The organism is Duganella sp. Root1480D1, assembly GCF_001427305.1.
Taxonomy (GTDB): domain Bacteria; phylum Pseudomonadota; class Gammaproteobacteria; order Burkholderiales; family Burkholderiaceae_D; genus Rugamonas.
Map to the genome: position 1 here is coordinate 155,789 of NZ_LMFZ01000001.1, position 19,008 is coordinate 174,796.

At 60.2% G+C, this 19,008-nt stretch carries 18 protein-coding genes and 8 tRNA genes; 4 read left to right on the top strand and 22 right to left on the bottom strand.

Going from position 1 to position 19,008, the window contains the following annotated elements; genetic code table 11:
* Position 1 precedes the first annotated feature (1 nt).
* The gene (gene dbpA / locus ASD58_RS00790; RefSeq protein ID WP_057259078.1) at positions 2-1,408 is read left to right on the top strand and encodes an ATP-dependent RNA helicase DbpA; all 1,407 of its coding nucleotides are present in this window, start codon (positions 2-4) and stop codon (positions 1,406-1,408) included.
* Here dbpA and ASD58_RS00795 read toward each other — a convergent pair.
* The 21 genes from ASD58_RS00795 to apbC form a co-directional block, all read right to left on the bottom strand.
* The gene (locus tag ASD58_RS00795; protein WP_057259080.1) at positions 1,405-2,982 is read right to left on the bottom strand and encodes an amidase; all 1,578 of its coding nucleotides are present in this window, start codon (positions 2,980-2,982) and stop codon (positions 1,405-1,407) included. The genes dbpA and ASD58_RS00795 overlap by 4 nt on opposite strands.
* A gap of 132 nt (positions 2,983-3,114) precedes the next feature.
* Positions 3,115-3,690, bottom strand: a complete 576-nt coding sequence (locus ASD58_RS00800; RefSeq protein WP_057259082.1) for an elongation factor P — start codon at positions 3,688-3,690, stop codon at positions 3,115-3,117.
* A gap of 65 nt (positions 3,691-3,755) precedes the next feature.
* Positions 3,756-4,892, bottom strand: a complete 1,137-nt coding sequence (earP, locus tag ASD58_RS00805; protein WP_057259084.1) for an elongation factor P maturation arginine rhamnosyltransferase EarP — start codon at positions 4,890-4,892, stop codon at positions 3,756-3,758.
* 46 nt (positions 4,893-4,938) lie between these two features.
* Positions 4,939-5,014, bottom strand: a tRNA-Glu gene (locus ASD58_RS00810).
* A 29-nt stretch (positions 5,015-5,043) separates the two neighbouring features.
* A tRNA-Glu gene (locus ASD58_RS00815) sits at positions 5,044-5,119 on the bottom strand.
* Between the two features lie 39 nt (positions 5,120-5,158).
* Positions 5,159-5,494, bottom strand: coding sequence for a cytochrome C oxidase subunit IV family protein (locus ASD58_RS00820; protein ID WP_057259086.1), 336 nt, complete (start codon positions 5,492-5,494; stop codon positions 5,159-5,161).
* Between the two features lie 9 nt (positions 5,495-5,503).
* Positions 5,504-6,160: a heme-copper oxidase subunit III family protein gene (locus ASD58_RS00825; protein ID WP_057259088.1), complete on the bottom strand. Its 657-nt coding sequence runs from the start codon at positions 6,158-6,160 to the stop codon at positions 5,504-5,506.
* A gap of 3 nt (positions 6,161-6,163) precedes the next feature.
* Positions 6,164-6,823, bottom strand: a complete 660-nt coding sequence (locus ASD58_RS00830) for a cytochrome c oxidase subunit 3 (protein WP_156401092.1) — start codon at positions 6,821-6,823, stop codon at positions 6,164-6,166.
* The gene (gene ctaD, locus ASD58_RS00835) at positions 6,820-8,631 is read right to left on the bottom strand and encodes a cytochrome c oxidase subunit I (protein WP_057259095.1); all 1,812 of its coding nucleotides are present in this window, start codon (positions 8,629-8,631) and stop codon (positions 6,820-6,822) included. The genes ASD58_RS00830 and ctaD overlap by 4 nt, the downstream gene beginning before the upstream one ends.
* An 11-nt stretch (positions 8,632-8,642) precedes the next feature.
* Positions 8,643-9,740: a cytochrome c oxidase subunit II gene (locus tag ASD58_RS00840; protein ID WP_057259098.1), complete on the bottom strand. Its 1,098-nt coding sequence runs from the start codon at positions 9,738-9,740 to the stop codon at positions 8,643-8,645.
* Between the two features lie 81 nt (positions 9,741-9,821).
* A complete protein-coding gene (locus tag ASD58_RS00845) occupies positions 9,822-10,325 on the bottom strand; it encodes a hypothetical protein (RefSeq protein ID WP_057259100.1) in 504 nt (167 codons plus the stop codon).
* A 114-nt stretch (positions 10,326-10,439) separates the two neighbouring features.
* Positions 10,440-10,515: transfer RNA gene (locus ASD58_RS00850), tRNA-Glu, on the bottom strand.
* Between the two features lie 30 nt (positions 10,516-10,545).
* Positions 10,546-10,621, bottom strand: a tRNA-Ala gene (locus tag ASD58_RS00855).
* 25 nt (positions 10,622-10,646) lie between these two features.
* Positions 10,647-10,722: transfer RNA gene (locus tag ASD58_RS00860), tRNA-Glu, on the bottom strand.
* A gap of 40 nt (positions 10,723-10,762) precedes the next feature.
* Positions 10,763-10,838 (bottom strand) — tRNA-Ala (locus tag ASD58_RS00865).
* Between the two features lie 26 nt (positions 10,839-10,864).
* Positions 10,865-10,940 (bottom strand) — tRNA-Glu (locus ASD58_RS00870).
* Between the two features lie 36 nt (positions 10,941-10,976).
* Positions 10,977-11,052, bottom strand: a tRNA-Ala gene (locus tag ASD58_RS00875).
* Positions 11,053-11,127: 75 nt separating this feature from the next.
* Entirely contained in the window at positions 11,128-12,522 is a 1,395-nt protein-coding gene (gene gltX / locus ASD58_RS00880) for a glutamate--tRNA ligase (RefSeq protein WP_057259102.1), read from the bottom strand.
* Positions 12,523-12,635: 113 nt separating this feature from the next.
* The gene (locus ASD58_RS00885; protein WP_057259104.1) at positions 12,636-13,022 is read right to left on the bottom strand and encodes a DUF4399 domain-containing protein; all 387 of its coding nucleotides are present in this window, start codon (positions 13,020-13,022) and stop codon (positions 12,636-12,638) included.
* A gap of 10 nt (positions 13,023-13,032) precedes the next feature.
* Complete coding sequence (locus tag ASD58_RS00890; protein ID WP_057259106.1) at positions 13,033-14,106, bottom strand: hypothetical protein; 1,074 nt, start codon at positions 14,104-14,106, stop codon at positions 13,033-13,035.
* The gene (gene apbC, locus ASD58_RS00895; RefSeq protein WP_057259108.1) at positions 14,106-15,188 is read right to left on the bottom strand and encodes an iron-sulfur cluster carrier protein ApbC; all 1,083 of its coding nucleotides are present in this window, start codon (positions 15,186-15,188) and stop codon (positions 14,106-14,108) included. Before apbC ends, ASD58_RS00890 begins: the two co-directional genes overlap by 1 nt.
* A gap of 82 nt (positions 15,189-15,270) precedes the next feature.
* Here apbC and metG point away from each other — a divergent pair, with 82 nt between their 5' ends.
* The 3 genes from metG to ASD58_RS00910 all read left to right on the top strand — a co-directional run bounded on the left by metG (position 15,271) and on the right by ASD58_RS00910 (position 18,794).
* Entirely contained in the window at positions 15,271-17,421 is a 2,151-nt protein-coding gene (gene metG, locus ASD58_RS00900) for a methionine--tRNA ligase (RefSeq protein WP_057259110.1), read from the top strand.
* 2 nt (positions 17,422-17,423) lie between these two features.
* Positions 17,424-17,903: a GNAT family N-acetyltransferase gene (locus ASD58_RS00905; RefSeq protein WP_057259112.1), complete on the top strand. Its 480-nt coding sequence runs from the start codon at positions 17,424-17,426 to the stop codon at positions 17,901-17,903.
* A gap of 81 nt (positions 17,904-17,984) precedes the next feature.
* The gene (locus ASD58_RS00910) at positions 17,985-18,794 is read left to right on the top strand and encodes a hypothetical protein (RefSeq protein WP_156401093.1); all 810 of its coding nucleotides are present in this window, start codon (positions 17,985-17,987) and stop codon (positions 18,792-18,794) included.
* A gap of 76 nt (positions 18,795-18,870) precedes the next feature.
* Here the strand turns inward: ASD58_RS00910 and ASD58_RS32475 are convergent, their stop codons facing one another.
* Complete coding sequence (locus ASD58_RS32475) at positions 18,871-18,993, bottom strand: hypothetical protein (RefSeq protein ID WP_255357307.1); 123 nt, start codon at positions 18,991-18,993, stop codon at positions 18,871-18,873.
* Positions 18,994-19,008: the final 15 nt, after the last annotated feature.

A 19,008-nucleotide genomic window follows, 5' to 3' on the forward strand; every position in this document is an offset into this window, starting at 1 on the left:
AATGACCTCTTTCGCTACCCTGCCACTGTCCGAAAAACTCCTTGCCAACCTGGACTCGCTGGGCTACCGCGAAATGACCGAGATCCAGGCACAAAGCCTGCCGTCCATCATGGAAGGCCGCGATCTTATCGCGCAAGCCAAGACCGGCAGCGGCAAGACTGCCGCCTTCGGCATCGGCATGCTGTGCAACCTGAATACCGCCTGGTTCGCTGTTCAAAGCCTGGTGCTCTGCCCAACGCGCGAGCTGGCCGACCAGGTGGCCAATGAACTGCGCCGCCTGGCGCGCTGCGTGCCCAATGTGAAGGTCGTGGTGCTGACCGGCGGTACGCCGATGCGCCCGCAAATCGCCTCACTGGAATTCGGCGCCCACATCGTGGTTGGCACGCCGGGCCGCGTGCGCGACCACCTGTCGCGCGAATCGCTCGACCTGTCGAACGTGCGCACCCTGGTGCTCGATGAAGCGGACCGCATGACGGACATGGGCTTCTACGACGAAATCGCCGGCATCGTGCGCGCCTGCCCGAAACGCCGCCAGACCTTGCTGTTCTCGGCCACTTACCCGGACGACATCCGCCAGGCGACGGAAGCCTTCCTGGCCGATCCGGTCGAAGTGACGGTCGAAGCGCAACACAGCGGCGGCCAGATCGAACAGCGCTTCTACGAAATCGGTTTTGATGACCGCGACAAGGCGGTCGGCAAGCTGCTCAAGCATTATCAGCCCGCTTCCGCCATCATCTTCTGCAACACCAAGGTGCACTGCAAGGAACTGCTGGACGAGCTGCACGCGGAAGGCTTCTCGGCACTGGCCCTGTACGGCGAACTGGAACAGCGTGAGCGCGACGAAATCCTGGTGCTGTTCTCCAACCGTAGCTGCTCGATCCTGATCGCTACCGACGTCGCCGCGCGCGGCCTCGACATCGCCAACCTGGAAGCTGTGATCAACGCCGACGTGTCGCGCGACACTGAAGTCCACATCCACCGCATCGGCCGCACCGGCCGCGGCGGCGAGAAAGGCCTGTCGCTGACACTGTGCGCACCCAACGAGAAAAAGTGGGTCAAGCTGATCGAAGACTACCAGGGCGCGCCGGTTGAGTGGCACGAGATCAAGGAACTGGCGGAAGACGAATTCGTGAACGCCGAACCGGCGCCAATGCTGACGCTCTGCATCTCAGGCGGCAAGAAAGAAAAGCTGCGCGCCGGCGACGTGCTGGGCGCGCTGTGCGGCGACGGCGGCCTGACCAAGGAACAGGTCGGCAAAATCAATGTCACCGAATTCCAGACCTACGTCGCATTGGATCGCCGCATCGCCCACGAGGCCTTTGCCCGCCTGAAAGCCGCCAGCAATATGCCGGGCGAGTTCGGCAGCTTCAAAGGCCGCAACTTCAAGATGCGCTTTATCGAAGTTTAAGCGCGGATCGAAACGCTGGCCGGGAATTGCGGGGCACGACGGACCATCGTCGCTTGCTCGAAAGCGTAGGCCATGCCAATCAAGGCGGACTCACTGAATGCCGTGCCGACAAAGGACAGACCAATCGGCAAGCCGCGCACATAACCTGCAGGCACTGTAATGTGCGGATATCCCGCCACCGCCGCCGGGGAAGAGAAACTCTTGCCGTAGTGGTCCCCGTTGATGAAGTCCGTCAGCCATGCAGTGCCGTCGGTCGGCGCCACCAGCGCGTCGAGTTCATGCGCTTTCAGCACCAGGTCGATACCTTCTTCGCGCGAGTAGCGGTGGTTGTTGGCCAGCGCATCTTGATAGGCCTGGCTGTCGAGGCCCGGCTTGGCTTCGGCGCGTTCGAGATACTCCTGGCCGAAGTACGGCATTTCAAACTTGGCGTTTTGCTTGTTGAAGGCGATCAGGTCGGCCATGCTCCTGACCTTCGCGTTTGGCGCGTAGTCGCGCAGGTAGGCCGCCAGGTCGACCTTGAATTCATGCAGCAACACTTCGGTTTCGCTGTCTCCGTACTTCTCGGTATTCGGCACTTGTACGTCGACCAGGATTGCTCCCTGCGCCCTCAACGCTTCCAGCGCCTTCTCGATTTCAGCATCGACAGCATCGCTGCCGCCAAAGAAATTGCGTGCTACCCCAAGGCGCTTGCCGCGCAAGGCATCGCGCTTCAGGGCGGACGAATAATCGGCAGCCATGCCGGCGCCATCCTGCGTAGCGGGATCGCTGGCATCAACGCCCGCCATTGCGGCCAGCATCAGCGCGGCATCCGAAACGCTGCGCGCCATGGGACCTGCGGTGTCCTGCGAGTGCGCGATCGGAATGATCCCGCTGCGGCTGACCAGACCGATGGTCGGCTTGATGCCCACCAAGCCGCAGATCGACGCCGGCGATACGATGGAGCCATCGGTTTCGGTGCCGACGGCCAGCGTCGCGAGCCCCGCGGCAATCGCGGCACCGGAACCCGAGCTCGATCCGCTGCAATTCCGGTCCAGCGAATATGGGTTGCGGGTCAAGCCGCCGCGCGCGCTCCAGCCGCTGACGGAGTGGCTCGAGCGCATATTGGCCCATTCGCTCAAATTGGTCTTGCCGATGATGACTGCTCCAGCCTCGCGCAAGCGCGCCGCCACGTGGGAGTCGCGCGCCGCCCGCACCCCGGCCAGCGCCAGCGATCCGGCCGTGGTGCTCATGCGATCGGCTGTCGCGATATTGTCTTTCAGGAGTACCGGAATGCCATGTAGCGGGCCGCGAATCTTGCGCTGATGGCGCTCGCGATCCATCTCGCGCGCAATCTTCAGCGCTTCCGGATTGATCTCGATGATGGAATTGAGGCGGGGGCCGGACTTGTCGATCGTATTAATCCGGGACAGGTACTGCGAAGTAAGTGCGTGTGAGGTGAGCTTGTTGGCGGCCATCAGGCCCTGCTGATGCTGGACCCCGGCATCGAGCACAGACGGCACCGCAGCTTGCGTGCGCGGCAAAGTCGCTGCCCCACCGGCAGCCAACCCCAACTTCACGAAACCCCTTCGATCCATCTGGTACGCCCTCAGTCAAGAAAAGCACAAACCAGTAGAATACCAGCAGTTTGCAAGCAATTAATACTGCCCAAAAGCAAAAAGCCCGCTTGCGCGGGCTTTCTATTGCGTGATTGCAACAAACTGCTGCAATTAGCCGCGAACGACCTTCTTGAACTCGTGGGTACGGGTGTCGATTTCGACGACGTCGTCCTGGGACACGAACAGTGGCACCTGGATCGAGAAGTTACGGCCTTCGATGGCGTTTTCCAGTTTCGCTTCCTTGGTCACGTTACCGGAGGTGTTGCCTTTAACAGCTGGCTCCGAGTAAACGATCTGGCGAGCGATGGTGGTTGGCAGCTCAACGGAGATTGCCTTGCCGTCGTAGAAGACAGCTTCGCATTCCATACCATCCTTCAGGTAGTTGACGGCTTCGCCCATGTTCTCTTCTTCGATTTCGAACTGGTTGTACTCTTCGTCCATGAACACGAACAGTGGGTCAGCGAAGTACGAATAGGTAACTGGCTTCTTGTCCAGAACGACCACGTCGAACTTGTCGTCGCCGCGGAACACGTTTTCCAGCGGGGAGCCGGTCAGCAGGTTCTTCATCTTCCATTTGTAGGTGAAGCCAGTGCGGGACGAACCGTTGACGTCGGAACGCAGAACGATGAATGGCTTGTCTTCAACCATGATGATGTTGCCGACACGAATCTCTTTTGCGAATTTCATAGCGAATATATACCGGTTAAGGAGAGTTGCAGTAACCGCGCATTATAGCACGGGGTTCTAATGTGTTACCTCAGCGATGCACAAAATTTAGTCAAATTCGTGGCCAAATCGCCGTTGTCCAGGATTTTTTGTTGCCATTCCGACGACTTTGCCGAAATTTCAGGCATTACCGATGCGAGAGCTTTCCATAGGGTTGGCCAGTCGCCTTCAACTGCGCCGTTCCAGCACAGCGAAAATTCATCAAACGCGCGGCCTGCCGCATAACGCTGCAGGAAGGCGCGCAACTTCTTATGGTGCAGGTTTTCATCTTGCGCGTAAATGTGCCAGATGAAGGATTTGCCAGCCCATTGCGCCCTCACCCAGGAGTCTTCGCCGCGCACGAAGTTCAGGTCGCAGGACCAGAGCAGCTTGTCGTAATCCTGCTGCGGTACGAACGGCAGCACGCGTACCGTCAGCGCGCCATCGCTGCGCATCGCGCCCGGCACGGCTGGCTGGCCGAGGAAACTGGACACCGCTTCGCTTGCCACACCCTCCGGCACCAGGCACGTCACTTGCTGCTCGCCGTCGCGCCATGCCGCAAACAGCCCGCCGACCGGCGCATAGGGGTAACAGAACAGCGAGACCTTCATTGCCGCCGCTTCGGCTTCCGTTACGCCCAGCGCAGACAGGAAGTCCGATACCGCAGCGGGATCGGAGATATAGGCGCGGCGCTCGTCTTCAAGATCTTTTTCGCAAAGGAGCCCGCCGGTTTTTTCGGTAAAGCCGGGGAAGAAGAAGTACTTCGTCAACGGCAGGCGCGGATGCTTCGATGGCAAACTGTGGCACCCCTCCACCCACTCTTCCGCGCTGAGGCCCTCGAGGTTCAGCCACACCGGGCGCTCCGGGCGCTGCGCCATCGCAGCAATATAGCCGGGTGGGATGTCGCAAGCGAAGAACTCGATCACGATGTCGGCCACATCTTCCGGCGCGAACTCACCCTCTTGCGTCGACCAGTGGCGCACGGCGATGCCGTCGACCACTTGCAGCTCCGCTTGCAAATCCACCTGCGGGCAAAGGCGCTGGAAGGAACGCAAATCATCGACCCACAGCCTGACGGCGATGCCGTGCTCGCGCTGCAATTGGCGCGAGAGGCGCCAGCAGATGCCGATGTCGCCGAAATTATCGACAACTTTGCAAAATAGATCGAGGGACAAGCTGGGCATAAGCGGAAAATGAAAAAGCCGCACAAGGCGGCTTCATTCTAATCTGTGGCGTCCCCACGGGGATTCGAACCCCGGTACTCACCGTGAAAGGGTGATGTCCTAGGCCTCTAGACGATGGGGACCCTGGACTTGCACTACGCTTTAGCTGACTTGGCGTCCCCACGGGGATTCGAACCCCGGTACTCACCGTGAAAGGGTGATGTCCTAGGCCTCTAGACGATGGGGACGTCGTAAAAGCGTGCGCGAATTATATCAGCGTGCAAGCCTCATTTCAAGGGCGCAACGGCGAAGTGTTCGATGCGATTGGTGTTCACGTAATGCGACTCGGCCGACATCATGCCAACCAGCACAAGTATCGCCAGCGGCGGCAAGGTAATCGCGAAGATCAGCGCCAGCCGCTCCCACTTCATGTGCATGAAAACGGCGACGATAAAGCCGGCTTTCAACATCATCAAAATCAGGATCAGCGTCCAGCGCAGCAAGCCATGCACGTGGAAGAAGTCCACCAGGTAAGAGAAGAAGCTCAATACGAACAGCAGGATCCAGACTTTGACGTAAGTGCCGATCGGGTGCTGTTGATGCGCTGCGGTAGCTTCGGACATGGCGGCCTCCTACCAGAGATAGAACAATGCAAAGATGAATACCCAGACAAGGTCGACAAAGTGCCAATACAAGCCGGTGATCTCGACAATGTCATATCCCTTTTTCTCGTAATGCCCGTTCAGTACGCGCCGCGCGATGATCGACAAATAGATCACGCCCGCCGATACGTGCAGCCCATGGAAGCCGGTAATCATGAAGAAGCACGAGCCGAATTGCGCCGCGCCCATCGGGTTGCCCCATGGCCGCACGCCTTCGTGAATCAGCTTGGTCCACTCAAAGGCTTGCATACTGACGAACAGAACGCCAAAAGCAGCGGTCACCATCATCAACGTCGCCGCCAGTTTTCGATTGCGCTGATAGGCAGCGTTGACGGCCATCGCCATGGTGCCGCTGCTGGTAATCAGCACGAACGTCATGATGGCGATCAGGAGCAACGGGTAATCAGTGCCCGCGACAGTGAGAGAAAACACTTCGCTGGGATTTGGCCAAGCCGATGTGGTGGCCATGCGTACCGACATATAGCCGGTGAGGAAGGTGCCGAAGATGAACGTATCGCTAAGCAGGAAGATCCACATCATCGCCTTGCCCCACGGGACACGGAACGCAGTGCGATCGCCAGCCCAATCGGAGACGAAGCCTTTCAAATCGTTGGTGCCGGTATCCATACCTCACCTCACTGGAATGCCTATCGTTGTGCAGAAAGCCCTGACCAGTTCCGGCGTCACCAAGTACAACAACGCGAACACCACCAGCCAGAGGACAAACAGGAAATGCCAGTACTGCGCGCACAGGCCGATTTCCTCCCCTGCCCTGCGCACCGCGAACGCGCCTGCCACCATGCCGCCCAGCACGTGCGCGGCATGCAGTCCGGTGATCAGGTAGAAAAAGCTGTTGGCTGGATTGGCTGCCACGCTATAGTCGGCGGCCGTCATGGCCTGCCAGGCGTAGAGCTGTGAAAGCACGAACATGGCCGAGAGCAGCAGCGCGCCAATTGAAGTACTGCGCGCGGCTTCGCGCCGGCCAGCAGCGACATGGCGCCGTGCCAGCTCCCACGTCAGGCTGCACAGCACCAGCAAGCCGGTGCTGCAGTACAGTTGCCACGGGACGTAAGTGATGGGGCGCCAGTCATCATATGCGGCCCGCATCATGTAGGCGACACCGAACAGTCCGAACAGGGTGCTAACCACCACCATAAAGACCCACAAGCCAGTGCGGCGTGCGCCTTGCGGCCAAGCGGGGCCGCTGCCACGCGCGTCGTGCGGACCGCCCTCGCCACCGGGCCGCCCCGGAATCCCGCCACCTGCCCGCAACGTAGCATTAGCGCTCATTTTGGCACCTCCGCCGGATCATGATGCGAAGTCACGTGCGCCTTTGGATGCGGCGGCGGCGCATGCGGATCCGGCCCGTACTCCGGCCCGGCGTTTTGCGGAATGTAATCGCCGCCAGTACCGGGACCATCTACGCCGTACTCGTAGGCGCCCCGGTGCACGGCCGGCAGCTCAGGCCCCCAGTTGCCATGCTCGGGCGGAGTTTGCGGGGTATACCACTCCAGGCTGGCCGCACGCCACGGATTGCCACCGGCAACCGTACCCTTGCGAACGCTCCATGCGATATTGAACAGGAACAGCAATTGCGCCACGCCGACAATCAGCGCCGCCACGGAGATGAAGGCGTTCAGCGTATGCGCCGACTCGGGGATGAAGGCATAATTCTCGTAAGCGTAATAACGCCGCGGCATGCCAAGAATGCCAAGGTAATGCATCGGGAAGAAGATCGCATAGGCGCCGATGAAAGTGATCCAGAAATGCGCCTGCCCCAGTTTTTCGTTGTACATGCGGCCGGTCACTTTCGGGTACCAGTGATACAACCCGCCAAACACCGCCAGCACTGGCGAAACACCCATCACCATGTGGAAGTGCGCCACCACGAAGTAGGTATTCGACAGCGGGATATCCACGCTGACGTTGCCGAGGAACAGGCCGGTCAGCCCGCCGATCAGGAAGGTACTGATAAAACCCAGTGCAAACAGCATTGGCACGGTCAAGTGGATGTCGCCGCGCCACAGGGTCAACGTCCAGTTATACACTTTCAGCGCAGTCGGCACGGCGATGATCAGGGTCGTGGTGGCGAAGAAGAAGCCGAACCATGGATGCATGCCGCTGACGTACATGTGGTGCGCCCATACCACGAAGCTCAAGCCGCCGATTATCACGATCGCCCACACCATCATGCGGTAGCCGAAAATACATTTGCGGGCGTGTACGCTGATCAGATCCGAGATCACGCCGAAGGCCGGCAGCGCAACGATATACACCTCCGGGTGCCCAAAGAACCAGAACAGGTGCTGGAACAGCAGCGGGCTGCCGCCCTTGTAGCCAAGCTGCTGCCCCATCGAGACCAAGGCCGGCATGAAGAAGCTGGTGTGCAGCGTCTTATCGAACAACATCATCACCGCGCTGACAAACAGCGCCGGGAATGCCAGCAGCGCCAGGATGGTCGCCACGAAGATGCCCCACACCGACAGCGGCATGCGCATCAAGGTCATGCCGCGCGTGCGTGCCTGCAGCACCGTCGTCACGTAATTCAGGCCGCCCATGGTGGCTGCAACGATGAAGATCGCCAGCGACACCAGCATTACGATGATGCCCCACTCGACACCCGGCGTGCCCGGCAGGATTGCCTGCGGCGGATACAGCGTCCAGCCTGCGCCAGTCGGCCCGCCCGGCACGAAGAAGCTCACGCACAACACCACCACGGCCAGCAGGTAGAACCAGTACGACAGCATGTTCAGGAACGGGAACACCATGTCGCGCGCCCCCACCATCAGCGGAATCAGGTAATTCCCGAAGCCCCCGAGGAACAGTGCCGTCAGCAGGTACACCACCATGATCATGCCGTGCATGGTGATGAACTGGTAATAGCTGCTCGGGTCGATGAACTGGAATTTGCCGGGGAAGCCAAGCTGCAGCCGCATCAGGTCCGAAAGGATCAAGCCAACGGTGCCGATGAACAGCGCCGTCAGCGTGTACTGGATCGCGATGACCTTGTGGTCCTGGCTCCAGACATATTTGGTCCAGAAGCTTTGCGGGGCATGGTGGCCTTCATCGTCGTGGCCGTGTTCTTCACCATAAGACATGCGAGGTCTCCTCAGCGTACAGTCTTGATGTAGTCAATCATCGCCGCCATTTCTTCATCGCTTAGCTGGTTAGGCGGCATGATATTCGGGAAGCCCTTGACCACTTTGGCCTTGGGGTCGGTGATGGATTGCTTCAGGTAGGCCTCGTCCACTGCGACGGTGGCACCGCCTTCCAGCGTCTCCTGCTTGCCAAACAAACCTTTCCAGGTCGGGCCGACGCTCGGCGCGCCGTCCACGCTGTGGCAGGCCACGCAGCCCTTCGATTGCGCGATCAGCCTGCCCTGCTTGCCCGGTTCCGCCGGCCCGCCGACGCCGCCCACCGCGCCGTGGCCGCTGAAAGTCGGCTGCTTCGCCAGCCAGGCATCGTAGACGGACTGCTCCTCGACCACCACCGCGCTGCGCATATTCGAATGGCCTACGCCGCACAACTGGGCGCACAGCACTTCGAAGCGGCCGGTCTGGGTGGGCGTGAGCCAGAAGTGCGTCACCAGGCCTGGCACCATATTCATGCGGGTGCGGAACTGCGGCACATAGAAGTCGTGCAGCACGTCCTGCGCGCGCAGCATTACCTTGACTGGCTGGTTGAGCGGAATATGGATTTCGCTGCCGTCGACCAGCACATCATCCTGCCCGGCAGGATCTTCCGGGTTGATGCCGAAAGGATTGGTGGCGTTGATGAAGCGCACATCCGTCGCGCCCAGCTTGCCGTCTTTGCCCGGCAGGCGGAAATGCCAGTCCCACTGCTTGCCCATCACCTCGAACACGCTGGCGTTGGCCGGCGGGGAAATCAGCTTGGCATAGACGTTCAAGCCCGGCGCCAGCATCGCAACGATACCAAGCGACGTGGCGCCAATCAGCCACCATTCCAGCTTGCCGTTATGCGATTCCGCGGCGGCGCGATGGCCTTCGCGGTGGCGGAACTTGACCACGGCGTAAGCGACAAACAGGTGAATGATGATGAAGAGAGCGGCGCAGATCACGAGTGTGATCATCAAAGCATCGTCCATCGCCTGCCAGTTGGAGGCTATGGGAGTCAGCCACCATGGGCTGAGCCAGTGAAAAATAATCGCGCCAAGAACAATCAGGATGAGGGAGATTGCCAACGCCATAATGATAAGCCCGGTTAGTTATGGGGAAACTACACACGGCTACGCCCCGCTCAATGGCGGGGCGTACTTGCTAAGGCTTATTCACTCGCGTTTTTCTGGCCTTTCAAGCATGCGGTAAAACACTGCACAGCAGGCGCCGAAGACGACGTGGGCGCCAAAAGTTGTCCAACCCCGCAAGTCGGCAAACCAGGTAAAGGCGCCGGACATGCCGTAGAAGTTCAGCACATACAGCAGCACGCCAAACGCGGCGCCGGTCAGCGCCACCAGGCCCATGCTGGAATCGAGCTGGAACGGCGCGATGATGGCCGCCAGCATCATGGCGAATGTAATACCGAGGATATAGTGGACTGCCAGCGCCGCAATCACGACGGTCAAATCGTAGCCGGAGGTTTGCAGCACCTCCCAGCCCATGACCATCGCCGCTACCATCCGGGTTGTCAGCCATCGGTCACCGCCTTGCACGGTGGCCCATAACAACTCCATCAACATCAGGATACCGCCGGCTCCGAAACCGGCGATGGCTGCGGCGGTCCAGTCAGCCTGGCGCGCCACCCAGCGATGCGATTGCAACACGCGAAGTTCCATGACTTCCTCCTGTGCAGGGTCCGTAACTCATATTAGTACGCAAACACCGAAGATGCAAAGGAGTTAAGCTTGCACGCTTTTTAGGCAGTTTTGAAAGGAAGTAAGAAGAAATGCTGGCGTCCCCACGGGGATTCGAACCCCGGTACTCACCGTGAAAGGGTGATGTCCTAGGCCTCTAGACGATGGGGACCTGTTGGACTATTGCTACGTTGTGCCGCGTTGGTGGAGGTAAGCGGGATCGAACCGCTGACCTCTTGCATGCCATGCAAGCGCTCTCCCAGCTGAGCTATACCCCCCTGGGCACAACATAATGCGAAAAGCTGGCGTCCCCACGGGGATTCGAACCCCGGTACTCACCGTGAAAGGGTGATGTCCTAGGCCTCTAGACGATGGGGACCTGATGGACTTTCCGTTACTGCTTTCAATCTCTGCCGCGTTGGTGGAGGTAAGCGGGATCGAACCGCTGACCTCTTGCATGCCATGCAAGCGCTCTCCCATCTGAGCTATACCCCCATGCTGGCACAGATTGTTACTGCTCTTGGCGTCCCCACGGGGATTCGAACCCCGGTACTCACCGTGAAAGGGTGATGTCCTAGGCCTCTAGACGATGGGGACCCTGGACTTTCTTTTACTGCTTTTCCTTCGCAAAACTGGTGGAGGTAAGCGGGATCGAACCGCTGACCTCTTGCATGCCATGCAAGCGCTCTCCCAGCTGAGCTATACCCCCGTTTTGCAAGGAGACAGAAGTATAGCAGCCCTTCTGTAAATTGCAAATGCCAAATTGCAAGATTGTCGAAAATATTTAGGCAAATTTGGCCAGGCGGGCTGCCACAGTGTCGCGTCCGAACAATTGCAGCACTGCATCGATAGCCGGCGTCTGCAATTGGCCGGCCACCATCAGGCGCAGCGGCATCGCCAGCTGAGGCATTTTCAGGCCATGCGCAGCCAGCACTTCCTTGATCATGGCGGCGATGGCTTCCTTGGTCCACTCAACGGTAGCGATGCGGGCGGCGAAGTCGGCTACGGCTGGCTTGACGGCATCGGTGTAATGCTGGGTCATCAGGGCCGCATCAGGATTTGGCGCGCGGTAGAACAGCATCGCGGCTTCCGCCAGTTCATTAATCGTGTTGCTGCGGTCTTTCAGCAGCGCCAGCACCAGCGGCAGTTCAGGTGCGCCTTCCAGGCTGCCGCCTTCGGCCAGCAGCTTAGGCGTGACCAGCTCGGCCAGGCGGGTATTGTCGGATTGCTTGATCCAGTGGTTGTTGACCCAGGCCAGCTTGTCGTAGTTGAACTGGGCCGGCGAGGCGGTCAGGCTTTCCAGGTTGAACCATTCGCAGAACTGCTCCATCGAGAACAGCTCGTCGTCGCCGTGCGACCAGCCCAGGCGGGCCAGGTAGTTCAGCATGGCTTCCGGCAGGTAGCCCTGGGCCGGATACTCCATCACGCTCACGGCGCCATGGCGCTTGGACAGCTTGGCGCCGTCAGAGCCCAGGATCATCGGCAGGTGGCCGTATTGCGGCAGCTCCGCGCCAATCGCGCGCAGGATGTTGATCTGGCGCGGGGTGTTGTTCACGTGGTCGTCGCCGCGCAGCACGTGGGTGATCTTCATGTCCCAGTCGTCGACTGCCACGCAGAAGTTATAAGTCGGGGTGCCGTCAGGACGAGCGATGACCAGGTCATCCAGCTCCTTGTTGGCGATGGTGATGGTGCCCTTGACCACGTCGTTCCAGGTCACATCGCCATCCAGCGGGTTCTTGAAGCGCACCACAGGCTTGCGGTCAGCCGGGATGGCAGGCAGGGTCTTGCCCTCTTCCGGACGCCAGGTGCCGTCGTAGCGCGGCTTTTCGCCGGCCGCGGTGGCCTTGTCGCGCATGGCCTGCACTTCCTCCGGCGACGAGTAGCAATGGTAGGCGGTGCCGGCAGCCAGCATTTGCGCCACGACTTCGCGATAGCGGTCCATGCGCTGCATCTGATAGAACGGACCTTCATCATGGTCCAGGCCCAGCCACTTCATGCCATCCAGGATGGCTTGCACGGCTTCCGGGGTCGAACGTTCCAGGTCAGTATCCTCGATACGCAGCACGAAGGTGCCGCCGAAGTGGCGGGCGAAGGCCCAGGAATACAGCGCAGTGCGCGCGCCGCCGACGTGCAGGAAACCGGTCGGGCTAGGTGCGAAACGGGTACGGACTTGAGTCATTTCGAGTGGAATGCAGAAAATATAAAGGCGTAATTCTACCGTAATGAAAGTCGGGGTCAGCTCCGGCAATCGGACAAAATGTCCGATTGCCGGAGCTGACCCCGACTTTCAAGTTACTTGACGGTGACGGTGATGGTCTTCGACAAGCCGGGGCCGTAGCTTTGGTGGGCGCCGTTGGCGAACTGCATGGTCAGTTTGTAGGTGCCTGGAGGCAGGGTGACGTCGGTTTCGGTCTGGCCTTTGCCGAAATGCATGTGGGTTTCGTCGAAGGGGATTGATTCGCCGACCTTCATGCTGTCGCCGTTGATGATCAGGTGGTGATGGCCGGTGTTGCTGTCCATCGAGCCGGCCGGCTTCACTTCCATGCCGGTGACGGCGAATTTGACCTTGAATGGGCTGCTGACTACCGCGCCGTTCTTGGGCTCAGTGAAGTCCACCGATTGCGCTGCCGCAGCGCCGGCAAGCAGTGCCATTGCAAGTGCTGCCAAAATCTTCTGCATATCTGTCTCCTTATCTTAGAGGGGGTCCAACGTATTTGACGACCAGGCCTTTCGGTCCGACGGCCCATCCGGCGCCGGAAGCCGAAAAGCCAACGGCGTTCAGTTTCGTTTCCTTCTCGATAATTGTCCAGCTTTTGCCGCCGTTGCGGGTGTAGCCGGAGCCGGCCAGGCCCACGGCGACGAAGGTGCCGTCAACGCCCGGCACAGCCACCACAGCCGACATGAAGCCGGTCGGCAGGATCTGCGCAGGCGACCAGCCGGCACCGCCGTCCCTGCTCACCGCGCCGTTCAATGTGCCCAGCGAAGGTTCCTTGTAGTCGCCTCCCGCCACGAAACCGCGCCCTTTCGCGTCAAATCCTACGGAGAACGCGCCCTTGCTCGGTGCGGCGGCAGGAATCTGCAGTGCCGCCGCTTGCCAGCTCTGGCCGCGATTGACGGAACGGAAGACGCGCGATTGGGCCGCGCCGCCTGTTACAAACCAGGCGTCGCCCTTCCCGCCTACGCTCAAGCAGGTGCCGCTGGCGGCGAATGCGCCTTCCTGCGGCAGCGCGGCCAGGCCCTGCGGATCATTCACGGGCGACCAGCTTTCGCCGCCATCCGTTGTCAGCAGGATCTGGAATGCACCGCGCACCGGATCGCCGAAAACGATGCCGTTGCGCGCATCCCAGAACGCCATGGCATCCCAAAAGCCTTCGGCGTCCTTGTTCACCACCAGCAGCTGCCAGGTGGCGCCGCCGTCACGCGTGCGGTACATGCGCGATGCGGCGCCAGGGCCGGCACCCATCACAATGGCCGTGTTGGCGTCAAAGGCCTCGATGTCGCGGAAATCGAAAGCTTCAGCTCCAGGGACCGGCAACAATGCCCAGTGCTCGCCGTCGACGGTACGCAGCACAGTGCCTTTGGCGCCGCTGGCCCAGGCCACTTTGTCGCTCAGGACGGACAGGCCACGCAATTCGGCAGTTGCGGCGTGCTGCTGCGGTACCCACGCAGCCGGATCAACGGCCGGCGTCAGCGTGGAGCAGCCGGCCAGCATGGCCAGGCCGGCCATCGCGGCCAATGCCGCGCGTGGGAAGGCGCGCCGCATCAGTCGTGCTTGATGACGATGCTGGGGAATTTGCTGCTCATATCCTTGGCTTTCTCGGCCACCTTCACCGCCACCTTGCGCGCAATCGCCTTGTAAATGGCCGCTTCAGCGCCATCCGGCTCGGCGACGACGGTCGGCTTGCCGGAATCGGCCTGCTCGCGGATCGCCAGCTTCAAGGGCAGCGCGCCCAGGAAGTCAACGCCAAAGTCGGCGCACATTTTCTCGCCGCCTCCATGGCCGAAGATTTCTTCCACGTGGCCGCAGTTCGAGCAGATATGGGTGCTCATGTTTTCCACCACGCCCAGGATCGGGATGCCGACTTTCTCGAACATCTTCAGGCCCTTGCGCGCGTCCAGCAGGGCGATGTCCTGCGGCGTGGTGACGATCACGGCGCCAGTTACCGGCACTTTCTGCGACAGGGTCAGTTGAATGTCGCCGGTACCAGGCGGCATGTCGACAATCAGGTAGTCCAGGTCGCGCCAGTTGGTCTGCTCCAGCAATTGCTGCAAGGCCTGGGTCACCATCGGGCCGCGCCACACCATCGGCTCGTCCGGGTCGATCAGGAAGCCGATCGAGGAAACCTGGATGCCGTGGCCTTCCATCGGGTCCATGGTCTTGCCGTCGGACGTGGTGGGACGGCCGGAAACGCCCAGCATCATCGGCTGCGACGGGCCGTAGATATCGGCATCCAGCACGCCGACCGAGGCGCCTTCGGCGGCCAGCGCCAGCGCCAGGTTGACGGCGGTGGTCGACTTGCCGACGCCGCCCTTGCCCGAGGCAACGGCGATGATATTCTTCACATTCGGCATCAGCTTCAGGCCGCGCTGCACGGTGTGGGAAATGATCTTGCTGGCGATACTCAGGTTGACCTTGGCGCCCAACGGCTGCAGCGCAGCCAGCACATTGGCGCGGAGCGACTCGATTTGCGACTTTGCCGGGTAACCGAGTTCGATATCCAGGCTGATTTCGCCGCTTTCGACCTTCAGGTTGCGAATCGATTTGGAGGAGACAAAGTCCTTGTTTGTATTAGGGTCAATTACTTTGGACAGTGCTGATTTGACGTCATCTACAGTGATACTCATGCAATTCTCCATTGGTGATGGCGCAGTCTAGCGCATCCACTGGTAAAATGCTCTTTTTATCCACCTTACAAGCGCATCAATTATGACTCGCAAGCTGTTCGTCACCACTGCCCTGCCATACGCAAACGCTGCCTTTCACATTGGCCACATGATGGAGTACATCCAGGCCGATATCTGGGTCCGTTTCCAGCGAATGCAGGCCGAGGGCGACGGTTTGCGCGAGGTGCATTTCGTAGGCGCCGATGACACTCACGGCACCCCGATCATGATCGCCGCCGAAAAGGAAGGTATCACCCCGCAGGAATTCGTGGCCAAGATCGCCGCCGGCCGCCCGCAATACCTGGACGGTTTCCATATCGCTTTCGATAACTGGTACTCGACCGATTCGCCGGAAAACGTGGAACTGTCCCAGGGCATCTACCGCAAGCTGCGCGAAGCTGGCCTGATCCAGACCAAGACCGTTGACCGTTTCTTCGACCCGGTCAAGGGCATGTTCCTGGCCGACCGTAACATCAAGGGCGAATGCCCGAAGTGCCACGCCAAGGACCAATACGGCGACAACTGCGAAGTGTGCGGCGCGGCTTACCAGCCGACCGACCTGATTAACCCGTACTCGGTATTTACCAACGCCACCCCGATCCTGAAGCCTTCGGAACAGTACTTCTTCAAGTTGTCCGACCCGCGCTGCTTCGAGTTCCTGCGCGACTGGCTGAACACCCCTGGCCGTTTGCAGCCGGAGATGGTGAACAAGGTCTCCGAGTGGCTGGGCGAAGCCGGCGAAAAGCTGGCCGACTGGGATATCTCGCGTGATGCGCCCTACTTCGGTATTCCGATCCCTGACGCACCGAACAAATACTTCTACGTCTGGCTGGACGCGCCGGTTGGGTACCTGGCTTCGCTGAAGAACTACTGCGGCAAGAAAGGCATCGATTACGACGCACTGCTGGCAGATCCGGGCACGGAGCAGATCCACTTCATCGGCAAGGACATCGTTTCCTTCCACCTGCTGTTCTGGCCGGCGATGCTGGAATTCGCCAAGCACCCGACCATCGACCGCATGAGGGTGGCGGTGCACGGCCACCTGACCGTAAACAACGAGAAAATGTCCAAGTCGCGCGGCACCGGCATTTCGCCGCTGCGTTACCTGAACCTGGGCATGAATCCCGAATGGCTGCGCTACTACCTGGCTTACAAACTGAACTCCCGCGTCGAAGACCTGGACTTCACCGGTGACGACTTCGTGGCACGCGTGAACTCGGACCTGATCGGCAAGTTCGTCAACATCGCTTCCCGTTGCGCGGGCTTCATCGCCAAGAAATTCGACGGCAAGCTGGCATCGTCCCTGTCCGCCGCCTCGCAGGAGTGGATCAAGAAGGCCCTGGTGGCCGAAGATGGCAGCGAGCGCCAGGCTTCCATCGCCGCCAACTTCGAATCGCGCGAATTCGGCAAGGCGCTGCGTGAAATCATGGAAATCGCCGACGTGGCCAACCGCTTCGTCGATGAGAACAAGCCATGGATCCTGGCCAAGGACGAAGGCAAGGTCGCCGAGCTGCATGACGTCTGCACCGCTGCCCTGATCCTGTTCCGCCAGTTGACCATCCTGCTGTCGCCGGTGCTGCCGGGCGTGGCCGCCAACGTGCGTACCTTCCTGAACGATGCGGCCTACACCTGGGCCGAAACTTCGGTCGCAAATGGCGCCGCATGGCAGCCAATGCTGGGCCGTACCATCGGCGCCTACAGCCACCTGATGACCCGCGTCGACGCCAAGATGATCGAAGACTTGTTCGATGCGCCTGCGCAGCAAGCTGCCGCCGCTCCGGCGCCAGCGGCCGCCGTCGAAGCCGCGCCAGCGCTTGAAGCTCCGGCTGCCGGCGACATCGAAGAACTGTCCCCTGAGATCTCGATCGACGACTTCACCAAGATCGACCTGCGCATCGCCAAGATCGTCAACTGCGAACACGTGGAAGGTGCCGGCAAGCTGCTGCGCCTGACGCTGGACGTGGGCGAAGGCCGCTACCGCAACGTCTTCTCCGGCATCAAATCGATGTACAAGCCGGAAGACCTGGTCGGCAAGCTGACCGTGATGGTCGCCAACCTGGCCCCGCGCAAGATGAAGTTCGGCGTGTCGGAAGGCATGGTGCTGGCCGCATCCGCCAAGGATGAAAAAGCCAATCCTGGCATCTACGTGCTGAATCCGTGGCCAGGCGCCGAGCCGGGCATGCGCGTCCGCTAAGCATGGACATAATAGTTCGCGAAGCGACCGCTGAAGATGCTCCCCTGATCGCCGAGCTCACGCGCAAAGCGTGGGCCGGCAAGGTCAACGTCACCTCCAGCGGACACCGTGAAACCGCCGTCTACGTCGCCGACCACCTGCGCGACGGCGGCGGTTTTATTTTGCTCGATGGCGAAACGCCGATCGGCTCCGTGCGCTGGCTGCCGCTCGATGCGGAGCCCGACGTATGGGAAATCCTGCGCATGGGCGTAGTGGCCGACTATCGCGGCACCAATCTCTCGCAGCACCTGCTGGAAGCCGTCATCCACCACGCGCTGGCCGCCGGCATCGAAGAACTGCGCCTCGCCGTCCGCAACGATCAGCCCAAGCTGATCGATTTCTACACCGCCTACGAATTCACGCTGGCCGAAGAACTTGAGTACTCCCACGCCAACCCGCTCGAGCCCGCCCCGCTCGTCATGCGCAGGATGTTGAGACATTAAACATGGATGATGACTGGCAGATAGAACGGGCACAGGCGGAAGAAGAGGCTGAGCGCAAGCGCCTGGCGCTCGCCTCGCAGCGTGGACATCAATCCGACCCGGCTGGACAATCCGCTTTGGCAATGGATGGTGCAGACCCGGCGCGACGCCTATAGCGGCAACAATGAATTCGGTGGACCACCGCCATTTGAATGCGGTCCAATGTGGTGCTTCCAGCGGTTCGGGACGAGCGAAACCGCGCTACCCGACGGTCGTACCGTGCATATCGCTGGGGAGCATGAAGATTCTTACGACCCCGATTTCCAGATTTACAACGACGTCATAGTCTCCTCGCCCGACGGCGGGATTGCCATCTATGGCTATCCGGCAAATGCCATCTACATCATCGGCTGCCTCGGATATCCAGAACAGAGGAGTGCCGGCGCTACTCCGGTCTACCGGCTTGACTTGGCCTCCATGCAAATCCTGGCAGTGGAAACTTCGGGCATGGCGCCGGGAAGGATAGCGCGCCATTCAGGCCGCTTATCCGACGGTGGAAAAACGATTATTGTCTCTGGTGGAGAAATATGGACTGGCGCTGAACACGCCACCATGAAAAATATTGATTCCTGGTCCTTTGAAATTGCGGACGGCGAATGGCGGCGCCTTACTCAATATAATTGGCCGCATTGGATTGTAAGGCGCACGGACCTGCAACGCATGCGCATTTGGGATACGCGCCAGGAGCAGTGGCGCGCGAATCAGAAAAATTTTGGGTTCGAAAGTTATTGGCGCCACGCAGAATTTCCCAATTTCGCCGCACCGCAAATGCTTTATCGGCTGGACCAGGATGGCAGCACAGGAAGTTATTGTAGTAGGCCAGTTGGCTGCGCAGCGCCTTGCTGCACTTGAATCCCATTTGCTTGAATATTGCTCGCTTTTGGAGGCCTCTCCTTGCGAGAAGTAGTCACGCCAACCATTGGCGTGATCATGCCAATGTCTGGCGATCATCAGGGGCGTAGACAATGGGTTGCGGCGGCTTCGGAGGTGGCTTCTTGCAGGCGGTAAGCGAGATAGCAGCGGCAAGCGCGGCAAAGACGAGGATACGCATGGCAACCTCCGGCAG